The sequence below is a fragment of the Aeromonas sp. FDAARGOS 1404 genome (genome assembly GCF_019047085.1).
GTDB classification, from domain to species: Bacteria; Pseudomonadota; Gammaproteobacteria; order Enterobacterales; family Aeromonadaceae; genus Aeromonas; species Aeromonas veronii.
Map to the genome: position 1 here is coordinate 3,499,203 of NZ_CP077237.1, position 18,841 is coordinate 3,518,043.

The following is an 18,841-nucleotide window of genomic DNA, read 5'->3' on the forward strand; positions in this document are numbered from 1 at the left end:
TCGCACTCATCGGCGGCGCCCTTTACTCCCGCTCTTTTGGCAGCCCTTCGATATCGAGGAAGGCGGTGACCCGCTCCCGCTCCCTCAGGGTGTCCTGATAGCCCAGCTTGATCAGCTGCTGACAATAACCCGGATAGAACATCAAAAAGCTGGCCAGACTGCTGGTCTCATCCCCCTTCACACCCAGCACCCGCAACAGGCGGCGCAACTTTAGCGGCAGTTTGCGCAGGTAGGCCAGTGCGATGGTGTCGAGATCCTGACTCGGTTTTAGCACGCAGGTCTCCACCCGTTTCAGCTTGAGGCGATTGCGCTCCCGCTCAGGGATAAGATCCAGAGTCTGGTTGATGCGCCACAGCCGCTCCAAATCAGAGTTGAGGGTGTCGGTAAAGACGGTATCGAGCAGATGGCTGGCGATATTGGAGCTGGTGAGATGGCCGTGATGATGGGTCGGCGCCGAGTGGGCTGGCGGATCCAGGGTGATCAGCAGGATCCGCTCCGCCCCCAGATGGATGGCGGGGCTGAGCGGGCTCAGCTGGTGGATGGAACCGTCGCCGTAGAACTTCTCGCCGATCCGGGTGGCCGGAAAGACAAAGGGGAGCGCCGAGGAGGCGAGCAGGTGCTCCGATGTAAGCACGGTGCGTACCCCGCGCCGTCTGGCCCGCTCCCACGGATGGTGGTCGGCCCGCCCCTGAAAGAAGGTGGTGGAGAGGCCATCGTCGTAATCCGATGCCGTGATGGCCAGCGCCTCCAGACTGCCGTAGAGGATGTTGTCATCAATGCGGTGATAGTCGATGAGTTGATCCAGCAGGCGGTGCAGCGGCGCGTTGTCAAAGAGGTGAAAGGCGTGGTTGGTGTGGGGATTGATCAGCCCCGCCGACCCCTCGTACATCAGCCGCCACAGCAGGCGCCCCGGGTGAAAATCGAAGATGTGGTGAGTCTCGAAGCGGCGCCAGACCCACTCCAGCTTGCGCACCCCCAGATGAAAGCTGGAGGCGTAGCAGGCGAGCGCGGTGACGTTGATGGCCCCGGCCGAGGTGCCGCACAGAATGGGAAAGGGGATGCCGAGATTACGCGGGTAGAGCTCCGCCACGGCTTTGAGGGCGCCGACCTGATAGGCGGCGCGCGCTCCGCCTCCGGTGAGCAACAACGCTGTATTGGGTCTGGCCATATGCTGGCGCCTTATAGTGTTCTGACAAGGATGCTCCCACTGACAAATTAACTATAAGGCGCTGTATCAAATATAAAAACGGGCGCTTGCCCGTTTTTTTCATGGCCCCCGGTCAAAGGGCCCGGAGAGGATTTTCCGGTCGTGCCAGCTGATCGAAGGCGGCGAATACCGGCGCACTGGCAAGAATGCGACCGTGGCCCAGACCCCGGGTGCTTACCAGCCGGGTATGCCCATCCTGGCTGGCACGCAGGGAGTCGCTATGGGGGGCGAATCTGTCCTCCTCGTCGTGCACGATTATCGCCGCGCCGCTGCGACTGGCGAGGCGACCCAGTGGATCGACCGTGCTCAAGGGGTGCTGGTACTCCTGCTCAATCTCCTTGACCACCGCATCGAACAGCCGGATGGAGTAGCCGGAGCGTGCCACCATACCGTAGAGCTGGGGCACATAGTCGAGCACCGGCGAAATCAACAGCAGCGGCAGGGTATCGATACCCGCCTGACGGCTGGAGAGGGTGACGGCGCCTCCCATGCTGTGGGCGATGACCCCGTGCAGTGGGCCTACTTCGCTGGCCAGCTTGGTTGCCAGCTCGTCGAAGGCGCGCACGAAACGGGGCAGGTGGCCAGTGTTGCCTGCGCTCTGGCCGTGGGCCGGATGATCGTAGGCAATGGCGGTGAAACCCTGCGCGGCGATATGGCTCATCAGCGGATAGAACTGGCTGGCGCTGCCGGACCAGCCGTGCATCAGCAGCCACAGCGGCCCCTGACCGAGCCGATAGCTCATCAATACCCCTTCGCTGGTATGGACGGCCTGCTTCACCAGGCCCGCTGGCTCGTGGGCATTCCGCTGGTTGCGCTGGGGGGTGAGCAGCAACTTGCTGGCGGTACGCTTGGCATGGGTGGGGGCGAGTCTGTGGTGCAACCGGGTACCGATCCCCAGCAGCCATTTGCTCGGGCTGAAGCGGCGGGTGTTGAAGTAGATTTTGCTGCTCATGGTCATCCTGTGGTTTTTATGTGCGAACGGTCGTGCTTTTTTGTCGGTTTTTAAAAATTCGTGTTGAACGGATGCCAAAACATCAGCGCCAGCTGCTCAGCAGAGCGTCCACCTCGGGCCAGAAGTGGCGGGCCGGATCCTGACACAGTTCGAGATCGTTGAACACCTGATCCGCCAGATAGAGGCCATAGAGGCGGTAAACGGCGCGCCAGGGATCCATCTCCTGTCGCCACTCGCCTGCGGCCTGACCCTGCACCACCTGACGGGCCAGATAGTCGAGCCAGAAGCGCACCAGTTGACGGGCGGCTTGCTGCACCTGGCTCTTTTGCTCATGGTCATCCTGCACCGAGGTCCAGGCATCGAGGAACATGCAGCGTCCGGCGAAGCAGTGGTTCCACGCCTGCCAGGCGCGCAGCAGGGCGATCAGCTTGTCGTGCTGGCTCTGGTGCTCCTGCTGGCGTACCGGCTGGATCACCCGCAGCCGAAACACTTCGGCGGCGTACTCCAGCACGGCGATCTGCAGATTGTCGCGGGATTGAAAGTGGGCAAACAGGCCGCTTTTGGACATCTCGCAGGCGCTGGCCAGCGAGCCGATGGTCAGGCTCTCCAGCCCTTGCTGGCTCGCTTGCTCAAAGGCGGTCTGCAAAATGTTTTCCCGGGTCAGGCGCCCTTTGCTCATCACTCTCTCCTCGTTGGCGCTGGCAGCATAAAGTACGATCGTGCTAATTGTCGAGCAACAAATAGCCAGCATGGCTGGCTATGTCGTCTCGCACGTGTCGCTATGCGCGGGGGTCAGTTCTCCTTGATATCGAGCTGTTGCAGGGCGATAACCGCCTGAGTGCGGTTTTTGACGCCCAGTTTTCTGAAGATGGCGGTGATATGGGCCTTGATGGTGGCCTCTGAGACGTTGAGCTCCCAGGCAATCTGTTTGTTCAGGCTGCCATCGCGCAGCATGATCAGCACCTTGTACTGCTGGGGGGTGAGGCTGGCTAGCTTGCTGGCGAAATCGGGGCCGTCTTCCGATTCAGGATGTAGCGAGATGCCTTCCGGCACCCAGTTATCCCCCCCGATCACCGTATTGAGGGCGTTGACCAGCTCCTTCATTGGCACTGACTTGGGAATAAAGCCGAGCGCTCCGAGCCGCAGCACCTGCTGGATGATGGCCGCATCTTCCGAGGCGGAGACCACCACGATGGGCAGGTCGGGATATTGGCCGCGCAGGTGGGCCAGCCCCTCGAAGCCATTGGCTCCCGGCATCTTGAGATCGAGCAGCAACAGGTCGACCTCGGGGTGCTCGCCGAGCAGGTTGGTCAGGCTGTCGATGGAGTCCGCTTCCAGCAATTGAGCGTCGTTGATGGCCATGTGCACCGCTTGGTAAAGGGCGCCCCGAAACAGGGGGTGGTCATCTGCGATGACGATGGTAAATTGGCTGTCCATATTTCGGTTAATGGCTCACATTGTTGCTAACTGATTGTTTTGAAAAATCAAACTAGCATCGCTCACCAAGAGGGTCAAACCCGCCGGTGCGCAAATGTGAAGCGAACATCGGATGTTTTGCCATCAGGGCAGATCGGCCGGTCGCAGGCAACTCATGCAGGAGGCAACAGATGGGATCCTTGGTATTGGCGGTGGGCACCGGCTCCACCTGGGCGATGCGGGCGGCACTGGTGCTCGCCATGAGCGGGTTGACGTGGCAGGAGCAGGTGTTCGATCTGGAGGATGCCAAGTCGCTGGCCCGGCTCAAGCGGCTGGCACCGGCCGGTCTGGTGCCCTGGCTCGAACACGATGGCGTGCGGGTTCACGACTCGCTGGCCATCGCCGAATATGTTCACGAGCTCTGTCCCGACCGTCAGCTCTATCCCGTTTCGCTGGCCGAGCGGGCACTGGCTCGCAGCCTCTGCGCCGAGCTGCACGCCGGATTTCGGCAGATCCGTGCTCTGCTCCCCTTCTTTCTTGGGGCGCCAACCCGCAGCGAGCCGCCGGTTGAGGCGGTAGGCGAGCTGGCTCGTTTGCAGGAGATCTGGTCGCAGGCGCGGGGCCCCTTCTACTTTGGCGAGGCGGGCATTGTCGATGCCTTCTATGCGGTGATGGCCTATCGGCTGGCCAGCTACGGCATCCTGTTGCCCGGTCAGGCGGGAGTCTATCAGCAGGCGCTGCTCTCTTGGCCTCTGTGGCAGGAGACCCTGCTCAAGGCGCGGTTGCAGTGGGCGGTGGCGGCGCGCCAGTCACAGTGAGCCTTGGCAGATAGATAAACGAGAGAGGGGAGCCAGTGGCTCCCCTCTCTGTTGCTGGTATATATGGCCTAAGAGTTACTTCTGCCGACCGGCAAAGACCACCACCACCTTGTCATCCCCCTTCTCCCGCACGAAGGCGTAGGGGGCATCCGAGAGTTTCTGGTGGCTGCCTGCCGCAACGGCCGGATGGGCGGCGCGGAACTGGCCCAGTTGCTGCCAGTGCTTGACCAGCTCAGCCTTGTCACCGCTGGCCAGATCCTGCCAGTTCATGTCCGAGCGCAGCGCCTGATCGAATACCCCGCCATCCTTGGCCAGCCCGCGGCCGGACTCGTCGCCGTAGTAGAGCTGGATGCCGCCCGGCAGCAGCAGAAAGCTGTTGGCGACCCGGCGCTGTAGCGGCACATCCTGATAGTCGCCAAAGAACAGCTTGGTGTCGTGGGAGCTGATGTAGCTCAACACGTTGAACTCGGGATCCTGATTGATGCGGCTGGCGTAGCTGGCATAGGTGGGCTCGGCGCTGGCCATGCACTGGGCCTGTGACAGTGCGAACTCGCGCTGATAGTCGAAGTTGATCAGCGAATCGAAGCCGTTCTGATACCAGAAATCCTTGGCTACCCCGTGATCCCACACCTCGCCCACCATGTAGAAGGGCAGATCGTCGAGCTTCTTGGTCGGGTTGGCGGCCTTCCACTCCTTAAGCGCCGCCGTGCCAGCCTGCTTGAGGCGGGCCCATACCTCGGGCTCCAGATGTTTGACGGTGTCGGCGCGGAAGCCGTCGATGCCAAAGCGGCGCACCCAGTCGGTGTGCCAGGCGATGAGATAGTCGCTCACGGTAGCGTTGGGCAGCGCCTTGGCCTTGGTATCTTTTTTTGCCGTCAGCAGCGGTGGCAGCCCCACCGGTTTGGTGGATTCTGTGAGGAAGTCCGGCAGTCCCGCAACCGAGCCGGTGACGTCGTCGGTGCCAGGCTGCGGATAACCGGGCAGACCGGCGCGCACCCAGTCAGCGCTCCACCACTTGTCCCACTTCGGCGACTGGTAGTCGATGAACTGGTTGTAGCCATGCCAGTTGAGGCCACCGCTCGGGCGCCACTGGTTCCAGACGGTTGGCAGTTTGCTGCTGTTCTGGGTCAGTTCGGTGAGCCCGAGATCTTGCAGATCGGCGAGGGTGGCGTAACCGGCGTGGTTCATCACCACGTCGAGGATGATCCGCATGCCGCGCTTGTGGGCCTCATCCACCAGGGTTTTCAGGCTCTCTTCATCGCCGTAGTTGGGGTCGATTTTGGTGAAGTCGAGCGCCCAGTAGCCGTGGTAGGCGTAGAAAGGAAAATTGCCCTGCTCGCCACCGCCGATAAAGCCGTGTACCTGCTCCACCATGGGGGTGATCCAGATGGCGTTTATGCCGAGGCTCTTGATGTAGTCGAGCTTCTCGGTCAGTCCCTTGAAGTCGCCGCCGTGCCAGGTGGCCACCTCATCCTGTCCATCCTTCTGGCGGCCGAAGCTGTGGTCGTTGGCGGGGTCGCCGTTGTGGAAGCGATCGGTCAGCAGGAAATAGACGCTCGCCTGATCCCAGCTGAACGGTGCTGGCTTGGCTGCCTTGACCGGCTCGAGCAGCAGCAGGCCGCCGCTCTCTTTACTCGGGGTCAGGGTCAGTTTGCCCTGTTTGACCACCGCCTCCTGTTTCGAGTAGGCATCCCGCAGTCGGGTGCCGTCGGGCCAGACCCCTTTGAGCGACACAGTGACCGGGCCGCCATCCCAGCTGATGCAGGGCTCTTGTGGTGGCTGGCGTTTGAACTCGCTCTTCTTGGTTGCCCGCAGCACCTTGAGGCTGGGAGTATCCGGGTTGAAGGTGAACTGATACTCCCCGGCCAGCATTACCCGCAGGGTAAAGCTCTGATCCTTGCTGCATTTGTCCATGGGTTGGGCGGTGCCGAAGGGGAGCGGTCTGCTCTCGCTCGGGCCAAAGCTGGTACCGCAACTGTTGCTTGCGTCGCTGATGCGGATCTGGTGGCTCCCCTTGGCAAGGGTGTGGGTCAGCTCCACCGTGCCCTTGTCCAGCACGATCGGGGTCGCCACCGGTTGACCATCCACATAGAGGCGAACCTCGGGGGCGGCCATCGCCTGTTGGATGAACAGAGGGGCGGCCAGCAGGGCAAGCCAGAGAGGGGATAAGTGATGAGCACGACGCATAAGCCATTCCTTGAGCAGGGCAGTTTGGACAAGGGCCCATTCTAGGAGCAGCAAAGCGTGCCTTGGATCGGCAAAATGCCGATTTGTGACTTCAGTTCAAATGGTTACGTTTTCAAGCCGAGGAAAGTGTGACTGAGAGGAGATGGGAGGCTTTGTCGATAAAAATAGCGGCCATAAAAAAATGCCGGTCAGGTGACCGGCATTTGGTGTATCAGGCATCGTCGTCACATCAGACGGTGAAGAACTTGAAGTTGACGAAGGCCACCGCGATGAAGGAGGCCACCATGCCGCTAATGCAGAGCACTGCTGGGCGGATAGCGGGCCAGCGATGGGTCAGCAGAATGATGGCCAGCAGGGTCGGGTAGAGCCCGAACATGTAGCGTGGCATGGCGTTGAGGCCGGTCATCAGCGGGATGGTGCAGCAGATGAACATCAGGGTCGCTTCAGCCCAGCGTTTCTGGCTGAACAGGTAGCCGTTCAGGCACCAGCCGAAGATCACCATGATGGAGAGGTAAGCCTTGCGGCCGCCCAGCTCGAAACCGCTCAGCCACCAGTCCAGCGGGCTGTCCATGTAGCGACCCCATGCCACCTGAATGTGCTTAAAGGCAAAGGCATCGCCGGTCAGGTGATAGAGGTAGACCATGTAGGCAAACAGGCCAAACGGGATCATCCAGAGGGTGAACACCACCTTGAAGGCGCGCTCGGTGAAGCGGAAAAATTCCCGCCAGCCGTAGGCCTGCAGCGCCAGGATCAGCACCGGGAAGACCATCATCACCCCCAGGTTGCGGGTGGCGGAGATACAGACCCCCAGCACGGCCACCATCAGCCACTGCTCCCGATAGGCGAACAGGAACATCCCCAGCATCAGCGCCATAAAGGTCGACTCGGTATAACCGGAGACGAAGTAGGCGGAGAAGGGGGAGAAGGCGAGCAGCCAGACGCCGAAGCGGGCGGTATCGTCCCCCAGCTTGAGCTGACGCAACACCAGCAGCATCAGCGGCAAGCTGGCGAAGAAGGAGAGATTTGTAACAATGATGAGGCCGATCAGGCTCTCGACATTGAACAGGTTGGAGATGGCACCGGAGACCATCGGGTAGAGCGGCATAAAGGCCCAGTTGGCCGCATTGCCCTTGCTCAGCCAGCGCGGGTAGAGGTCGTAGCCGTTTTCGATGATGCGCTGGAACCAGACGCAGTCGAACTGACAATAGGCCTGCAGCGGGCCGATGTCGGGGGAGCCATAGAGCTGGACACCGAAGTAGCCCATGCCATACAGCGCCACCCGGCTCAGCATGAAGGCGGCGATGATCATCAGCCAGTCACGACCGCTGATGCGCAGTGACGGGCGATAGGGAAGTGCAGCCCCGGTTAGCGGGGCAGTATTGGTCATATCATTCATCAGGCAAAAACCCAGACGCGAGAGAGAACGTAAGTGAGGACGGTAACGGTCAGGGTGGCGATGACCACCGGCAGCAGACCGGAGAGCCCCGTAAACAGCAGGCCGCTCAGGATCAGGTTACGCACCGCCAGCGAGAAGAGAGCGACCAGCAGAAACTTGCTGGCGGCTCCCTGCTTCTGGAAGGTGATGTAGCGATGACCAAAGAAGGAGAACCAGAACGCGATGGCAAAAGCCAGCGTGGTAACCAGGTGCTCCGAGATGGTGGGCCAGGTATGAAACAGTGCGATGGAGGTGCCAAGGTCGACGAGGGTAGCCCCCCCGCCGACAAAACCGAAACGTACCAGCCGCCAGAATTCCTCGCGGGAGATCATTGAGGCGCCTGCTCCTGCTGCTCTTGCGGATTGCTGTCAGCGCTCTGCGGTTTGGCCGCATCCTGCTTGGCATACTGGCCATAGACCCCTTCAATGAGGTAGACCGGGCGCTGTTTCACTTCCACAAACATGCGGCCGATGTACTCGCCGATGATGCCGAGCGACAACAGCTGGATACCACCGAGGAACAGCACTACGGACATCAGTGAGGCGTAACCGGGTACGTCGATACCGAAGAAGATCACCTGGGTGATGATTTTCAGGATATAGAGGAAGGCCACCAGCGAGACGCTGACCCCCACATAGCTCCAGACCCGAAGCGGCCAGCTGGAGAAGCTGAGCAGGCCGTCGAGGGCGAAGTTCCACAGTTTCCAATAGTTGAACTTGGTTTCACCGGCGTGACGGGCCGGGCGCTCGTAGGGGACGCCAACGGCACGGAAACCGGCCCAGGCAAACAGACCCTTCATAAAGCGGTTGCGCTCCGGCAGCAGCTTGATCGCCTCGACCACTCGACGGTCGATCAGGCGGAAGTCACCGGCGTTCTCCGGCAGCTTGGTGCTGGTGGAGAGGGCGTTGAAGAAGCGGTAGAAGCCACCAGCAGTCAGGCGCTTCATCGGGGTATCGGCGCTGCGATCGACGCGGATGCCGTAGACGGTGTCATAGTCACCGGTCTGCCACAGTTTGACGAACTCCAGGATCAGGGCGGGCGGGTCTTGCAGATCCACGTCCATCGGCACGATGGCATCCCCTTTGGCCTGATGCAGACCTGCGGTCAGGGCCGCTTCTTTACCGAAGTTGCGTGCCAGGTTGACCAGGGTCACGCGCGGGTCACGGGCGATGGCCTGCTCGACCACTTCACGGGTGCGGTCACGGCTGCCATCGTTGACGAATACAATTTCAAGCTGGTCTTTCAGCGGGGCCAGTTCGTTGTCTATCGCGTTGATGAAGGCATCGATGCTCTCTTCCTCGTTGTAAACGGGAACGACCAGAGAGAGTCGAAAATCTGGATGCGACATAAGAACGTCCTTATTTGGGATAGTTGTTTTTATAAAATGGTATTCGGGGCAAGGATCACTGGGCTACGGTCAAACGTACCGACTGCACATTGATGGGAGTAGGTGCCGAGAGCGCCAGAAAATTGGGGCGCTTGGGATCTGCCGTGAGCGAGTCGCCGGGCAGACTGAGGCGGATTTCGTTGATACCCGCTTTGGCCAGTTTCACCGTGGTGGTGAAGTCGTGACCCAGCGCCACTTTCAACAGGGCACCGGCTTCCGGGCTGTTGATGCGGGCCTGTACGGTAAGTTGATCCGGATTGGCCGCCTGCTTGGGCAGCACAAAGTAGAGACCGCCCTGACCGCTGAGCAGGGTACCTTCGTCGCTCGGCTTCTTGGCCCAGCCTTCGCTTGAGAGAAAGCGGCTCGGCTTGGTCAGATTGAGCTCGTTACCCGGCTGATAGGTCATGCTGGAGTTGTGTTCCCAGAAGCGTGTCTTGCCTTCCAGATAATAGAGTTTGTAGGCCAGGCTCACGTTGGGGTGAGCAGCCAGATAGAGGGTGTAAAGATAAAAACCGCTTAACGCCAGAATGGCAGTCAAAAAACCGAACTTTTTGTACGTCATATCACTCTCTATGCCTGACAGAAGGGGTAGGCCGATGTCGCGCATATGCTAATCCAATTGCAAAAAAAGCATAGTGGATCACAAAAAAATATTTGGTCACATATTAACCCCTTTTTACCCCTGTTCCAAACGTTGCTGTTTCCCGGTTAAACAGGTCTCGCGGGGTGCAGGTTGCCAGTGGCGCTCCGGCGGAGCAATTGGCAAATAGACGTGCTTTGCTGCGTCATTTTCTAGCGGATGCGATAGTCATCTGGCCTCTATCGCCATTTTGCAGGGGGCGATTTATGATGACTCACCTATTCGTCAAGGATGACATATGAAGTGGATCTCTTGCTGTCTGTTGCTTGGATTATGGGCGCCAATGGCATTGGCCAAGGCCCTGTGTCCCGAGCCTATTCAGGTCGGTTACGATAACTGGCCCCCCTACCATTATTACGAAGCAGATTCACCGCAAGAGGTGCGCGGTTATGCCGCCGAGGTGCTGACGGCTGTGCTCACTTCCATGCACTGCAAGGTCCATTATGTGGAGCTGCCCTGGAAGCGGGTACTGCACGAAATGGAGCATGGCGAGATAGACATGGCGATGGAGGCGAATATCAATGATGAACGCGCTCGTTATGCCTGGTTTTCCGACTCCTACAACCCGGGGCGCACTTTGCTGTGGATCCGCAAGGGCAGCCACTATCCCGAGCAGGATCTGGCGAACTGGCTGGCCAGTGGTTACTCCCTCGGCGTCACCAAAGAGTACTTCTATGGCGATGAAGTGATGTCGCTGCTCGCTCGCTATGCCAAACAGGTGAGTGCGGTGAGCGACCAGCAAAATTTTGAGAAGCTGGCCCGCGGCCGGATCGACGGTTTCCTTGGTGACATGCTGGCTACCCCCAGCGCCCTTAACAAGGAGGGGATGAGCGGTCTGTTCACCAGTCACCCCATGGTGGTATCTGAATCGCCGAGCTTCTTTATGTTGGGCAAGCGCAGCTTTTCGCCGCAATTCTTGCAACAATTCAATCAGGCGTTGGCGCGGTTCAAGGAGACAGATGCGTATGACATTATCTGGCAGCGTTATGCCCCCGGGCGCTAGCAAAGTATTGGCCGTTCACGCATCATGAGCGGCCTGAGCATCGGGTCTGCTTGTCAGGCCCGACAGAGTGAACAAACCGTTTTGAGGTACCCATGGGGATGAAGTATTGGCTGGCCCTTGCCAATCTGGTGTGGCTGGGATGTTTGCCCGCTGGCGCGGTACATGCGACCGAAGCACAAGTCGTGGTGGCGGCCAGTGAAACCGGACACGACTGGTATCAGGGCAATCAGGCCGAACAGGCCCGTGTCGAGCTGGAGCAGCAGTTGCAAGAGGCTGTGCTAGCCCAGCTGCACCCCGATTTTTTCACGCTGTGGAAGCGTCTGCAGGCCGCCCCTGCAGACAAGCGTGGTGCCATCTATGACGACATTTTTACCAAGCTGAGCCGTTTCCAGCACGCCTGGCGGGGGATGGATCTGGTCTCTCGCGAGCAGATGAAGACCCTCAAACTCGATTTGAACCGCCCTGTGGTGACCCAGCCCAGCGATGATGACCTGCTCACCCAGGTGAAATCCCTGCGCCCCCAGGTGGCGGAATACGAGGCGGTGCGGGCCAAAGTGCACAAACTGCTGGCGATGCCGATGGCCAGCAAGTGGCCGACCCTCGATATGCCGACCCTGCGTGCCGGAGAGAGCTCCGCCGAGCTCGGCCAAATCCGCGCCATGCTCAACGAGCTGGGCGACAGCGCCCCGAGCCATGGTGATCAGATTTACGATGGTGATACCGAGCAGGCCATCAAACAATTCCAGCGTCGTCACGGTCTCACCGCGGACGGCATCATCGGCCGTCAAACCCGCTCCTGGCTCAATACCGGCCCGCAAGTGCGCGCCAGCCTGCTGCTGCGTAACCTGTGGCGTCGCGATCTGGTGGATCAGCTCGCCGGTGGCCGCTACGTGCTGGTCAATATTCCCGACTACCGCCTGAGCGTGGTGGAGTCCGGCAACGAGGTGTTTACCAGCCGGGTCATCGTCGGCAAGGAGCAGCGGGCCACGCCCATTCTGGCCAGCGAAATTCGCTCCATCGTGCTCAATCCCTCCTGGCATGTGCCGCGCTCCATCCTGAGCAAGGACATCCTGCCCAAGCTGGGTCGGGATCCCGCGTACTTGAGTCGCGAGCAGTTCGAGGTGATCGACAGTGAGGGCAATCCGGTGCAGTTCACCGAAGAGGGGTGGCATCAGGCGCTGGCCGCCGGTTTCCCCTATCGCCTGCGGCAAAAGCCGGGGGATCACAATGCCCTGGGGCGCTACAAGTTCTACCTGCCCAACAATGATGCCATCTATCTGCACTCCACCCCGCGCAAGGCGCTGTTCGAGCAGGGCGCGCGCGCCTTCAGTTCGGGCTGTATCCGGGTGGAGCATGCCGACGATCTGGCCGAGCTTTTGCTGGCCGATTCCCGCTATCAGCCGGACAAGGTGGCCAATATCCTCAAGGAGAGCCAGACCAAATGGTTGCCGCTCACCACGCCGATCCCGGTCTTTACCGTCTACTGGAGCAGCTGGATCGACGAAAATGGTCGCCAGCAACTGCGCAACGATATCTACGGATTTGATCGGGTCAGCTTCCAGAGCCGCCTGCTGTGATCCCTGCCACAGAGTGAAAAGCCCGGCCTGTGCCGGGCTTTTCTATGGGCGATTGAGGTTTGACAGGGCCCCCCGCCGGAGGGTAGTTTCAAGCGCCTGTATCACATTCAATCAGTGATCTTATTCAACTATTTTCGCTTGAATCTGCGATGGACGAACCCCTTATGCTGGAACAAGAGATAAGTCGACGTCGCCTGTTGCTGGGAGCCGGTTGCCTGTTGGGCAGCTCGCTGATCTCCTTCCCTGCACTGGCCAGCCGCAGTACCACCGGGCGTGAACTCAGTTTCTTCAATCTCAATACCGGCGAGCGGGTGCGCGCCAGCTATTGGGAAAATGGCCACTATCTGAACGACGGGTTGGCCGAGCTCAACCACATTTTCCGCGATTACCGGCGCAATGAAGTGTTCAACATCGACAAGAAGCTGTTTGATCAGCTGTTCCTGTTGCAGCACAAGCTGGGTCGGCGCAGCGAAATCCAGCTGATCTCCGGCTATCGCGCACCGGCCACCAATCGCCAGAAGCGTCACAAGAGCCGCGGTGTGGCCAAGCACAGTTACCACACCCTGGGGCAGGCGGTGGATGTGCGGATCCCCGGCGTACAGCTAGCCCATCTGCGCAAGGCAGCGCTCCAGCTCAAGGTGGGTGGGGTTGGTTACTATCCCCGTGACAACTTCGTTCACCTCGATACTGGCCCGGTGCGCAGCTGGTAAAGGGGTTGGCAAGCTGCCAAGCTCTTTCCACCAGAGAGGAGATAGCGATGAAAAAGATAGTGATTGGCGGCCTGATCGCCCTGTTGTTGACCGGTTGCAGCAAGCTCAACCGTGAAAATTACGACCAGTTGAAGATGGGGATGAGTTACGCCGAGGCCAGCACCATTCTGGGCAAGGCGGAGCGTTGTGACGATGCGCTGGGCACCACCAGCTGCCTCTGGGGTGGGGAAGGGAAGAACATCAAGATCCGCTTTATCGCCGACAAGGCGACCTTCTTCAGCTCGGAAGGGATTAACTGAGTCGCAGACCGTCCATGAAAAAAGCGCCGCTCGGGCGCTTTTTTGTTGCTCGCAATCCAACCCGCCTCGCCAGAAGTTGGCGTACTCAGTGGGTCGCGTACTGGTAGTTGAAGGTGGGTAGTCCCCACTTGAAACGTACCGCCAGCAGCCGCAGTACAAAGCCGATCCCGATGGAACCGAACGCGGCCCAGTTGGTCGGCAAGCCCTGATCCAGCGCCAGACAGTAGAGGGCTGCGGTGATCAGCGAAATGGCCGCATAGAGCTCGCGACGAAACACCAGCGGAATGCGCTGACAGAGCAGATCCCGCAGCACACCGCCAAAGACTCCGGTCACTACCGCCATGATGCAGGCAATACCGGCGCCGTGGCCCATATCCAGCGCCCGGGCTGCACCGAAGATGGAGAAGACCACCAGTCCCAGGGCATCAAGGGCCATGAACAGCTTGCCGAGATAGCGCATCAGGGGGGCGGAGACCACTCCTGCCATCGCGGCTGCGGCAACCAGCAGCACATATTCCGGATGTTCAATCCAGAGCAGCGGATAGTGGCCCAGCAGCACATCGCGGATGGTGCCACCACCGATGGCCGTCGCCGAGGCGATGATCACCACACCAAACAGATCCATCCGTCGCCGACCCGCGGCCAGCGCGCCGGTCATCCCTTCGGCCACCAGGCCCACCAAGAAGAGTGCATGTAACATGAGATATCCCAGGGAACGAGAAAGGCCAGAATCCTACCAACTCGTGTCATATGGGACAAGCTATCGAATGCATGCATTAATTTAATTCATGCTAAATGCGAAAAAGGCACCGTTTCGGGTGCCTTTTTCTAATCAATGTTCAAGGGTTAGCGCCCCAACTGCTCTTGCCGGTAGTGATCGACCCACATGGCGGTGGCGCCACAGATGGCAACCGGCATCACGAAGAGGTTCACCACCGGAATGGCGGAGAAGAGGGTCACCAAAGCGCCAAAGCTCAGGCATTTTCCGCGGCGTTGCTTCAAGGCATCGCGCATGGTGATGAAGTCGATCTTGTGGTTGTCGAACGGATAATCCACATACTGGATCGCCATCATCCAGGCGCTGAACAGGAACCAGAGCACTGGCGCCAGGGTCTGGCCCACCACAGGGATCAGAAACAGGATCAGGCAGCCGATGGCCTTGGGCAGGTAATACTTCAGCTTGGTCCATTCGCGGCCGAAGGTGCGTGGCACATCCTTGACGATATCCAGCATGCCGCTGTCATTGGCGGGCTGGCCGGTGAGGATCTGCTCCACCTTCTCCGCCAGCAGGCCGTTGAAGGGAGCGGCTACCCAGTTGGCAACCGAGCTGAAGATAAAGGAGAAGACCACCAGTATGGTGATGAGCGCGATGGGCCACAGCAGATAGTCCAGCCAGTCGAGCCAAGCGGGGATCTGCTGATGGAGCCAGGCGAACAGGCCGTCCAGTTGCAGCAGCAGGGCATAGAAGGCCCCGGCAAACAGCACGAAGTTGACCAGCAGGGGGATCAGCACAAAGGTGCGGATGCCCGGTTGGCGAATGAGGGAAAAACCGCGCAGAAAATAATCTGCACCGCTGATTGAATCTTTGACCATATGGGGTGATTGGCTCATGTGAGCTCCATCTATGCATGGGAGAACTGCCAGCATATTACAAACAAGCCTTTGATTTGGTAAAGTCGCCGACTATTCCTTATTTCGTGCCGCGGCGACCAAAAATCGGGCATGAATGGGGATGATGCCTGCATATTACAAACAAAGCCGGGTCTGGATTTGGTAAAGTCACCTGCCCGCATCCTCTTTATTTAGCCACTGATACAGGTCGCCATGCGTCTGAAACTGATCAAACTCGCCGGCTTCAAGTCGTTCGTCGAGCCGACCCGCATCGAACTGTCGGCAGACATGACCGCCGTGGTGGGCCCCAATGGCTGTGGCAAATCCAACGTCATCGACGCGGTGCGCTGGGTGCTGGGGGAGAGCTCCGCTCGCCATCTGCGCGGTGAGAACATGACCGATGTTATCTTCAACGGCTCCATCAATCGCAGTGCGCACGGGCGCGCCTCGGTCGAGCTGGTGTTCGACAATCCCCACAACCGGGTGCCCGGCGAGTTCGGCCGCTTTACCGAGATCTCGGTGCGCCGCGAAGTGCTGCGCGATGGCTCCAACCACTATCAGATCAACGGCCAGAAGTGCCGCCGCAAGGATGTGACCGACCTCTTCCTCGGCACCGGTCTTGGCCCCCGCAGCTACGCCATCATCGAGCAGGGCACCGTCAGCCGACTGGTGGAGTCACGTCCGGCCGATCTCAAGCTCTTTATGGAAGAGGCCGCCGGGGTTTCCCGTTACAAGGAGCGGCGCCGCGAGACCGAGCAGCGCATTCGCCACACACAGGAGAACCTGGAGCGCCTCGGCGATATTCGCGGCGAGCTGGGTTCGCGCCTTGACCACCTCAAAGCCCAGGCCGAAACGGCCGAGCGCTACAAACAGCTCAAGAGTCGTTCGCGCGCTGCTCGTGCCGAGCTGATTGGCTCCGAGTTGTGGGCGCTGGAGACGCGCCTTGGCGAGGCCAAAACCGAACTGGCGCAGGCCGAGCAGGCGCTGGCGGCGCTCGATGCAAAGCGCACCGCCGATGAGGGGCGCCACGTCACTCTGTCGGTCGCCAGACAAGAGGCGCAAGCCGAGCAGGCGAGCCGTCAGCAACAGATATTTCTCGGCGGGCAGGCCATCGCCCGCCTCGAACAACAGCAACTGCACCAGAGTGAACTGGGGCGCGACTGGCAGGCCCGTGCAGAGGCGCTGGGCGAGCGGATCGCCACTCGCAAGGCGCAGCTGGCCAGCCAGCAGGATCAACTGACCGAAGGGGTATTGCGCGCCGAGCAGGAGAGTGCCCGGTTGGAGCAGTGTGAGCAGTTGCTCACCGAGCAGCTGGAGGCCCGCCAGCACGCCAGCGAGCAGCTGGAGCAGGCCCGCCTGCGCCAGCAGCAGTGGCAACAACAGTTGGCCGGGTTGCAGGGGCAGCTCAACCAGACTCGTACCCGGTTGGGTGGTTTGCAGGAGTTGCAAGCCAAGACCCGGCTGGCCCGCCTCAAGCTGGAAGATGAACGCGCGGGACCCCTCGGCGCTGAGGCCGATGACCTGCAACCGGCCCTCGATGCCCTGAGTGGTGAGCTGGAGCTGACGCGGGCGGCTAATGGCGAGCTGACCGAGCAGCTGGCGCAGGCGGTCGACGCCCATGAACAACTCAAGCAGCAGTATGGCCAGCAGTTGAGCCTGCAGCGGGAACTGGAGGCGCGGCTGGCGACGCTGGATCAAATCCTCGGCGAACAGATGGAGGGGGCGACCCTGGCCGACCGGTTGCAGGTTGCCCCCGAGTGGGCACAGGCACTCGACAAGGTGCTGGGTCGCTGGCTCACCGCAACGCCGGCGGACGAGTGCAATCTGGCGCAAGAGGGGCTCTGGATTGGCCCGGCGCAACCGGCGGTGGCCGGTACGCTGGCGGCGCAACTGGGTGGTGAGCATATTCCTGCCTTCCTCAACGCCATCTGGCTGGTGGAGAGCCGGGAAGCCGCATTGGCCCGTCAGCCAAGCCTTGCGGCCGGTGAGTCGGTACTGACTCCTGCTGGCGACTGGCTGGGGCCAAACTGGGCAGATCTGGGGCAGGGCGCGGCGCTTGGCACCATGGCGCTGCTGGGTGAGCGTGAGCGGTTGCATACCGAGCAGGAGAAGGTTGCCGCGGGGCTGGCACAGCTGAGCGAGCAACTTGTCTCAGCCGATGCCCGGCGCGCCCAGATTGCCAGTGCGCAGGAGTTGTCGCAGCGAACCTTGCGCGAGCAAGAGCAGAAATGGCAACAACTGCGCGAAGCCTGGAGCCTCCAACAGGGTCAGCGGCAGGAGCGGTTGCAGCGGCTCGGTCAGCTCGGCGAAGAGCTGATCCGGCTCGATCAGGAGCAGGCCGAAGAGGCAGAGCGACTGGCCAGCGCCCGTGAACAACTGGAACTCGATGAGGCGCGCCTTGCCGAGTTGCAGGAGCAGGGGGAGCCCCTGACACAAGGGTTACAGGTTGCTCAGGAGCTGCTGACCCGCTGCGAGCGGGCGGTCGACGAGGCCCGTGTGCGCCGCGAGCAGCAACAAGCGGCCTGCCAGCGTTTGCAACTGGAGTTGGGCAATCTGCGCCAACTCATTACCCTGGGTGAAGAGGAGCTGGCTCGGCTCGGGCTGGAGCTGGCCGGGCTGAAAGGGCCGGATAGCGAAGCGGTGCCGGATCTGGCGCCCCTGCTGGCCGAGCAGCGCAATCTGGAGGCGCAGCAGCTCGCCTGTCATCAACGGCTTGCGGAGCTGGAGCGCCAGTTGGGTGAGCTGGAACAGGCCAGAAGTGCCGATCACAAGCAGCTGGTGACGTTGCAGGAGAAGCTGGCAACACTGCGCCTTGAGCGTGAACGCAACCTCACCCGTCGACAGGGGTTGCACGAGCAGTTCGAAGAGCTGGGGGTTCGACTGGTAGATCTCGATCAGGCGGTGCTGATCGCCGCTGATCGCGGCAAGCTGCGGCAGGAGATCCAGACCCTGGAGGCGCAAGTGGAGGCGCTCGGCGCCATCAACCTGGCGGCGCTGGAGGAGTACGAAGAGGCGAAAACCCGGGCAACCTATCTTGAAAATCAGTGTCAGGATCTCGAGCAAGCGCTGGAAACCTTGAGCCAAGCCATTAAAAGAATTGATAAAGAGACACAAATACGGTTCCGGGACACTTTCGATAAGGTCAACGAAGATTTAAAATCCCTGTTTCCAAAAGTGTTCGGTGGGGGCAGTGCCTGGCTTGAGCTTACCTCCGATGATCTTTTGGAGGCCGGAGTGAGCATCATGGCGAGACCTCCGGGTAAGAAGAATGCTACCATTGCCCTGCTTTCCGGGGGGGAGAAGGCGTTAACCGCGCTTGCGCTGGTTTTTGCCATCTTCAGACTCAACCCAGCACCTTTTTGTCTGCTGGATGAGGTGGATGCACCGCTCGATGAAGTGAACGTCGGTCGCTTCTGTTCTCTTGTCAAAGAGATGTCGAGCACAGTACAGTTCGTTTACATCAGTCATAATAAGGTCTCCATGGAGATGGCTGAGCAGCTGGTTGGCGTCACGATGCAAGAGCCCGGGGTTTCTCGCATTGTGTCGGTCGATATCGGTGAAGCCGTCGCTTTGGCTGAGCAAAACTAGAAAGAGAAGCA

General features: G+C 60.3%; 17 protein-coding genes. 6 read left to right on the plus strand and 11 right to left on the minus strand.

What is annotated here, in order from left to right:
- Window positions 1–22 precede the first annotated feature (22 nt).
- From I6L34_RS16390 to I6L34_RS16405, 4 genes are all read right to left on the minus strand, one after another.
- On the minus strand, window positions 23–1,168 hold the full coding sequence (locus tag I6L34_RS16390; protein WP_216954995.1) for a patatin-like phospholipase family protein: 1,146 nt from the start codon (window positions 1,166–1,168) through the stop codon (window positions 23–25).
- Between the two features lie 112 nt (window positions 1,169–1,280).
- The gene (locus I6L34_RS16395; RefSeq protein ID WP_216954996.1) at window positions 1,281–2,159 is read right to left on the minus strand and encodes an alpha/beta hydrolase; all 879 of its coding nucleotides are present in this window, start codon (window positions 2,157–2,159) and stop codon (window positions 1,281–1,283) included.
- Window positions 2,160–2,241: 82 nt separating this feature from the next.
- Window positions 2,242–2,838, minus strand: coding sequence for a TetR/AcrR family transcriptional regulator (locus tag I6L34_RS16400; protein ID WP_216954997.1), 597 nt, complete (start codon window positions 2,836–2,838; stop codon window positions 2,242–2,244).
- A 113-nt stretch (window positions 2,839–2,951) separates the two neighbouring features.
- Entirely contained in the window at window positions 2,952–3,596 is a 645-nt protein-coding gene (locus tag I6L34_RS16405) for a response regulator transcription factor (RefSeq protein ID WP_100654298.1), read from the minus strand.
- Between the two features lie 170 nt (window positions 3,597–3,766).
- Between I6L34_RS16405 and I6L34_RS16410 the strand changes: the two genes are divergently transcribed.
- Window positions 3,767–4,393: a glutathione S-transferase gene (locus tag I6L34_RS16410; RefSeq protein ID WP_216954998.1), complete on the plus strand. Its 627-nt coding sequence runs from the start codon at window positions 3,767–3,769 to the stop codon at window positions 4,391–4,393.
- Window positions 4,394–4,468: 75 nt separating this feature from the next.
- On the opposite strand, the gene I6L34_RS16415 is transcribed toward I6L34_RS16410, so the two are convergent.
- The 5 genes from I6L34_RS16415 to I6L34_RS16435 all read right to left on the minus strand — a co-directional run bounded on the left by I6L34_RS16415 (window position 4,469) and on the right by I6L34_RS16435 (window position 9,964).
- Window positions 4,469–6,580 (minus strand): alpha-amylase, encoded by a 2,112-nt coding sequence (locus I6L34_RS16415; protein WP_216954999.1) that lies wholly within the window; start codon window positions 6,578–6,580, stop codon window positions 4,469–4,471.
- A 229-nt stretch (window positions 6,581–6,809) separates the two neighbouring features.
- Window positions 6,810–7,976: a hypothetical protein gene (locus I6L34_RS16420; protein WP_040066657.1), complete on the minus strand. Its 1,167-nt coding sequence runs from the start codon at window positions 7,974–7,976 to the stop codon at window positions 6,810–6,812.
- Window positions 7,976–8,347 (minus strand): GtrA family protein, encoded by a 372-nt coding sequence (locus I6L34_RS16425; protein WP_058056732.1) that lies wholly within the window; start codon window positions 8,345–8,347, stop codon window positions 7,976–7,978. Before I6L34_RS16425 ends, I6L34_RS16420 begins: the two co-directional genes overlap by 1 nt.
- A complete protein-coding gene (locus I6L34_RS16430) occupies window positions 8,344–9,363 on the minus strand; it encodes a glycosyltransferase family 2 protein (RefSeq protein ID WP_058056731.1) in 1,020 nt (339 codons plus the stop codon). The genes I6L34_RS16425 and I6L34_RS16430 overlap by 4 nt, the downstream gene beginning before the upstream one ends.
- 55 nt (window positions 9,364–9,418) lie before the next feature.
- Entirely contained in the window at window positions 9,419–9,964 is a 546-nt protein-coding gene (locus I6L34_RS16435; RefSeq protein WP_041202288.1) for a hypothetical protein, read from the minus strand.
- A gap of 316 nt (window positions 9,965–10,280) precedes the next feature.
- Here I6L34_RS16435 and I6L34_RS16440 point away from each other — a divergent pair, with 316 nt between their 5' ends.
- The 4 genes from I6L34_RS16440 (at window position 10,281) to I6L34_RS16455 (ending at window position 13,631) form a co-directional block, all read left to right on the plus strand.
- Window positions 10,281–11,045: an ABC transporter substrate-binding protein gene (locus tag I6L34_RS16440; protein WP_058059038.1), complete on the plus strand. Its 765-nt coding sequence runs from the start codon at window positions 10,281–10,283 to the stop codon at window positions 11,043–11,045.
- A 92-nt stretch (window positions 11,046–11,137) separates the two neighbouring features.
- A complete protein-coding gene (locus I6L34_RS16445; RefSeq protein WP_058059037.1) occupies window positions 11,138–12,622 on the plus strand; it encodes a murein L,D-transpeptidase in 1,485 nt (494 codons plus the stop codon).
- Window positions 12,623–12,786: 164 nt separating this feature from the next.
- Window positions 12,787–13,332, plus strand: a complete 546-nt coding sequence (locus I6L34_RS16450; protein WP_058059049.1) for a DUF882 domain-containing protein — start codon at window positions 12,787–12,789, stop codon at window positions 13,330–13,332.
- A gap of 47 nt (window positions 13,333–13,379) precedes the next feature.
- Entirely contained in the window at window positions 13,380–13,631 is a 252-nt protein-coding gene (locus I6L34_RS16455) for a hypothetical protein (RefSeq protein WP_005338457.1), read from the plus strand.
- An 85-nt stretch (window positions 13,632–13,716) separates the two neighbouring features.
- Here the strand turns inward: I6L34_RS16455 and I6L34_RS16460 are convergent, their stop codons facing one another.
- The gene (locus tag I6L34_RS16460) at window positions 13,717–14,331 is read right to left on the minus strand and encodes a trimeric intracellular cation channel family protein (protein WP_005338456.1); all 615 of its coding nucleotides are present in this window, start codon (window positions 14,329–14,331) and stop codon (window positions 13,717–13,719) included.
- Between the two features lie 146 nt (window positions 14,332–14,477).
- Window positions 14,478–15,242 carry a sulfate transporter CysZ gene (gene cysZ / locus I6L34_RS16465; RefSeq protein ID WP_005338455.1) on the minus strand — a complete coding sequence of 255 codons (765 nt, stop codon included), beginning with the start codon at window positions 15,240–15,242 and terminating at the stop codon, window positions 14,478–14,480.
- Window positions 15,243–15,455: 213 nt separating this feature from the next.
- Here cysZ and I6L34_RS16470 point away from each other — a divergent pair, with 213 nt between their 5' ends.
- A complete protein-coding gene (locus I6L34_RS16470) occupies window positions 15,456–18,830 on the plus strand; it encodes an AAA family ATPase (protein WP_075115711.1) in 3,375 nt (1,124 codons plus the stop codon).
- The last annotated feature ends 11 nt before the right edge of the window (window positions 18,831–18,841 follow it).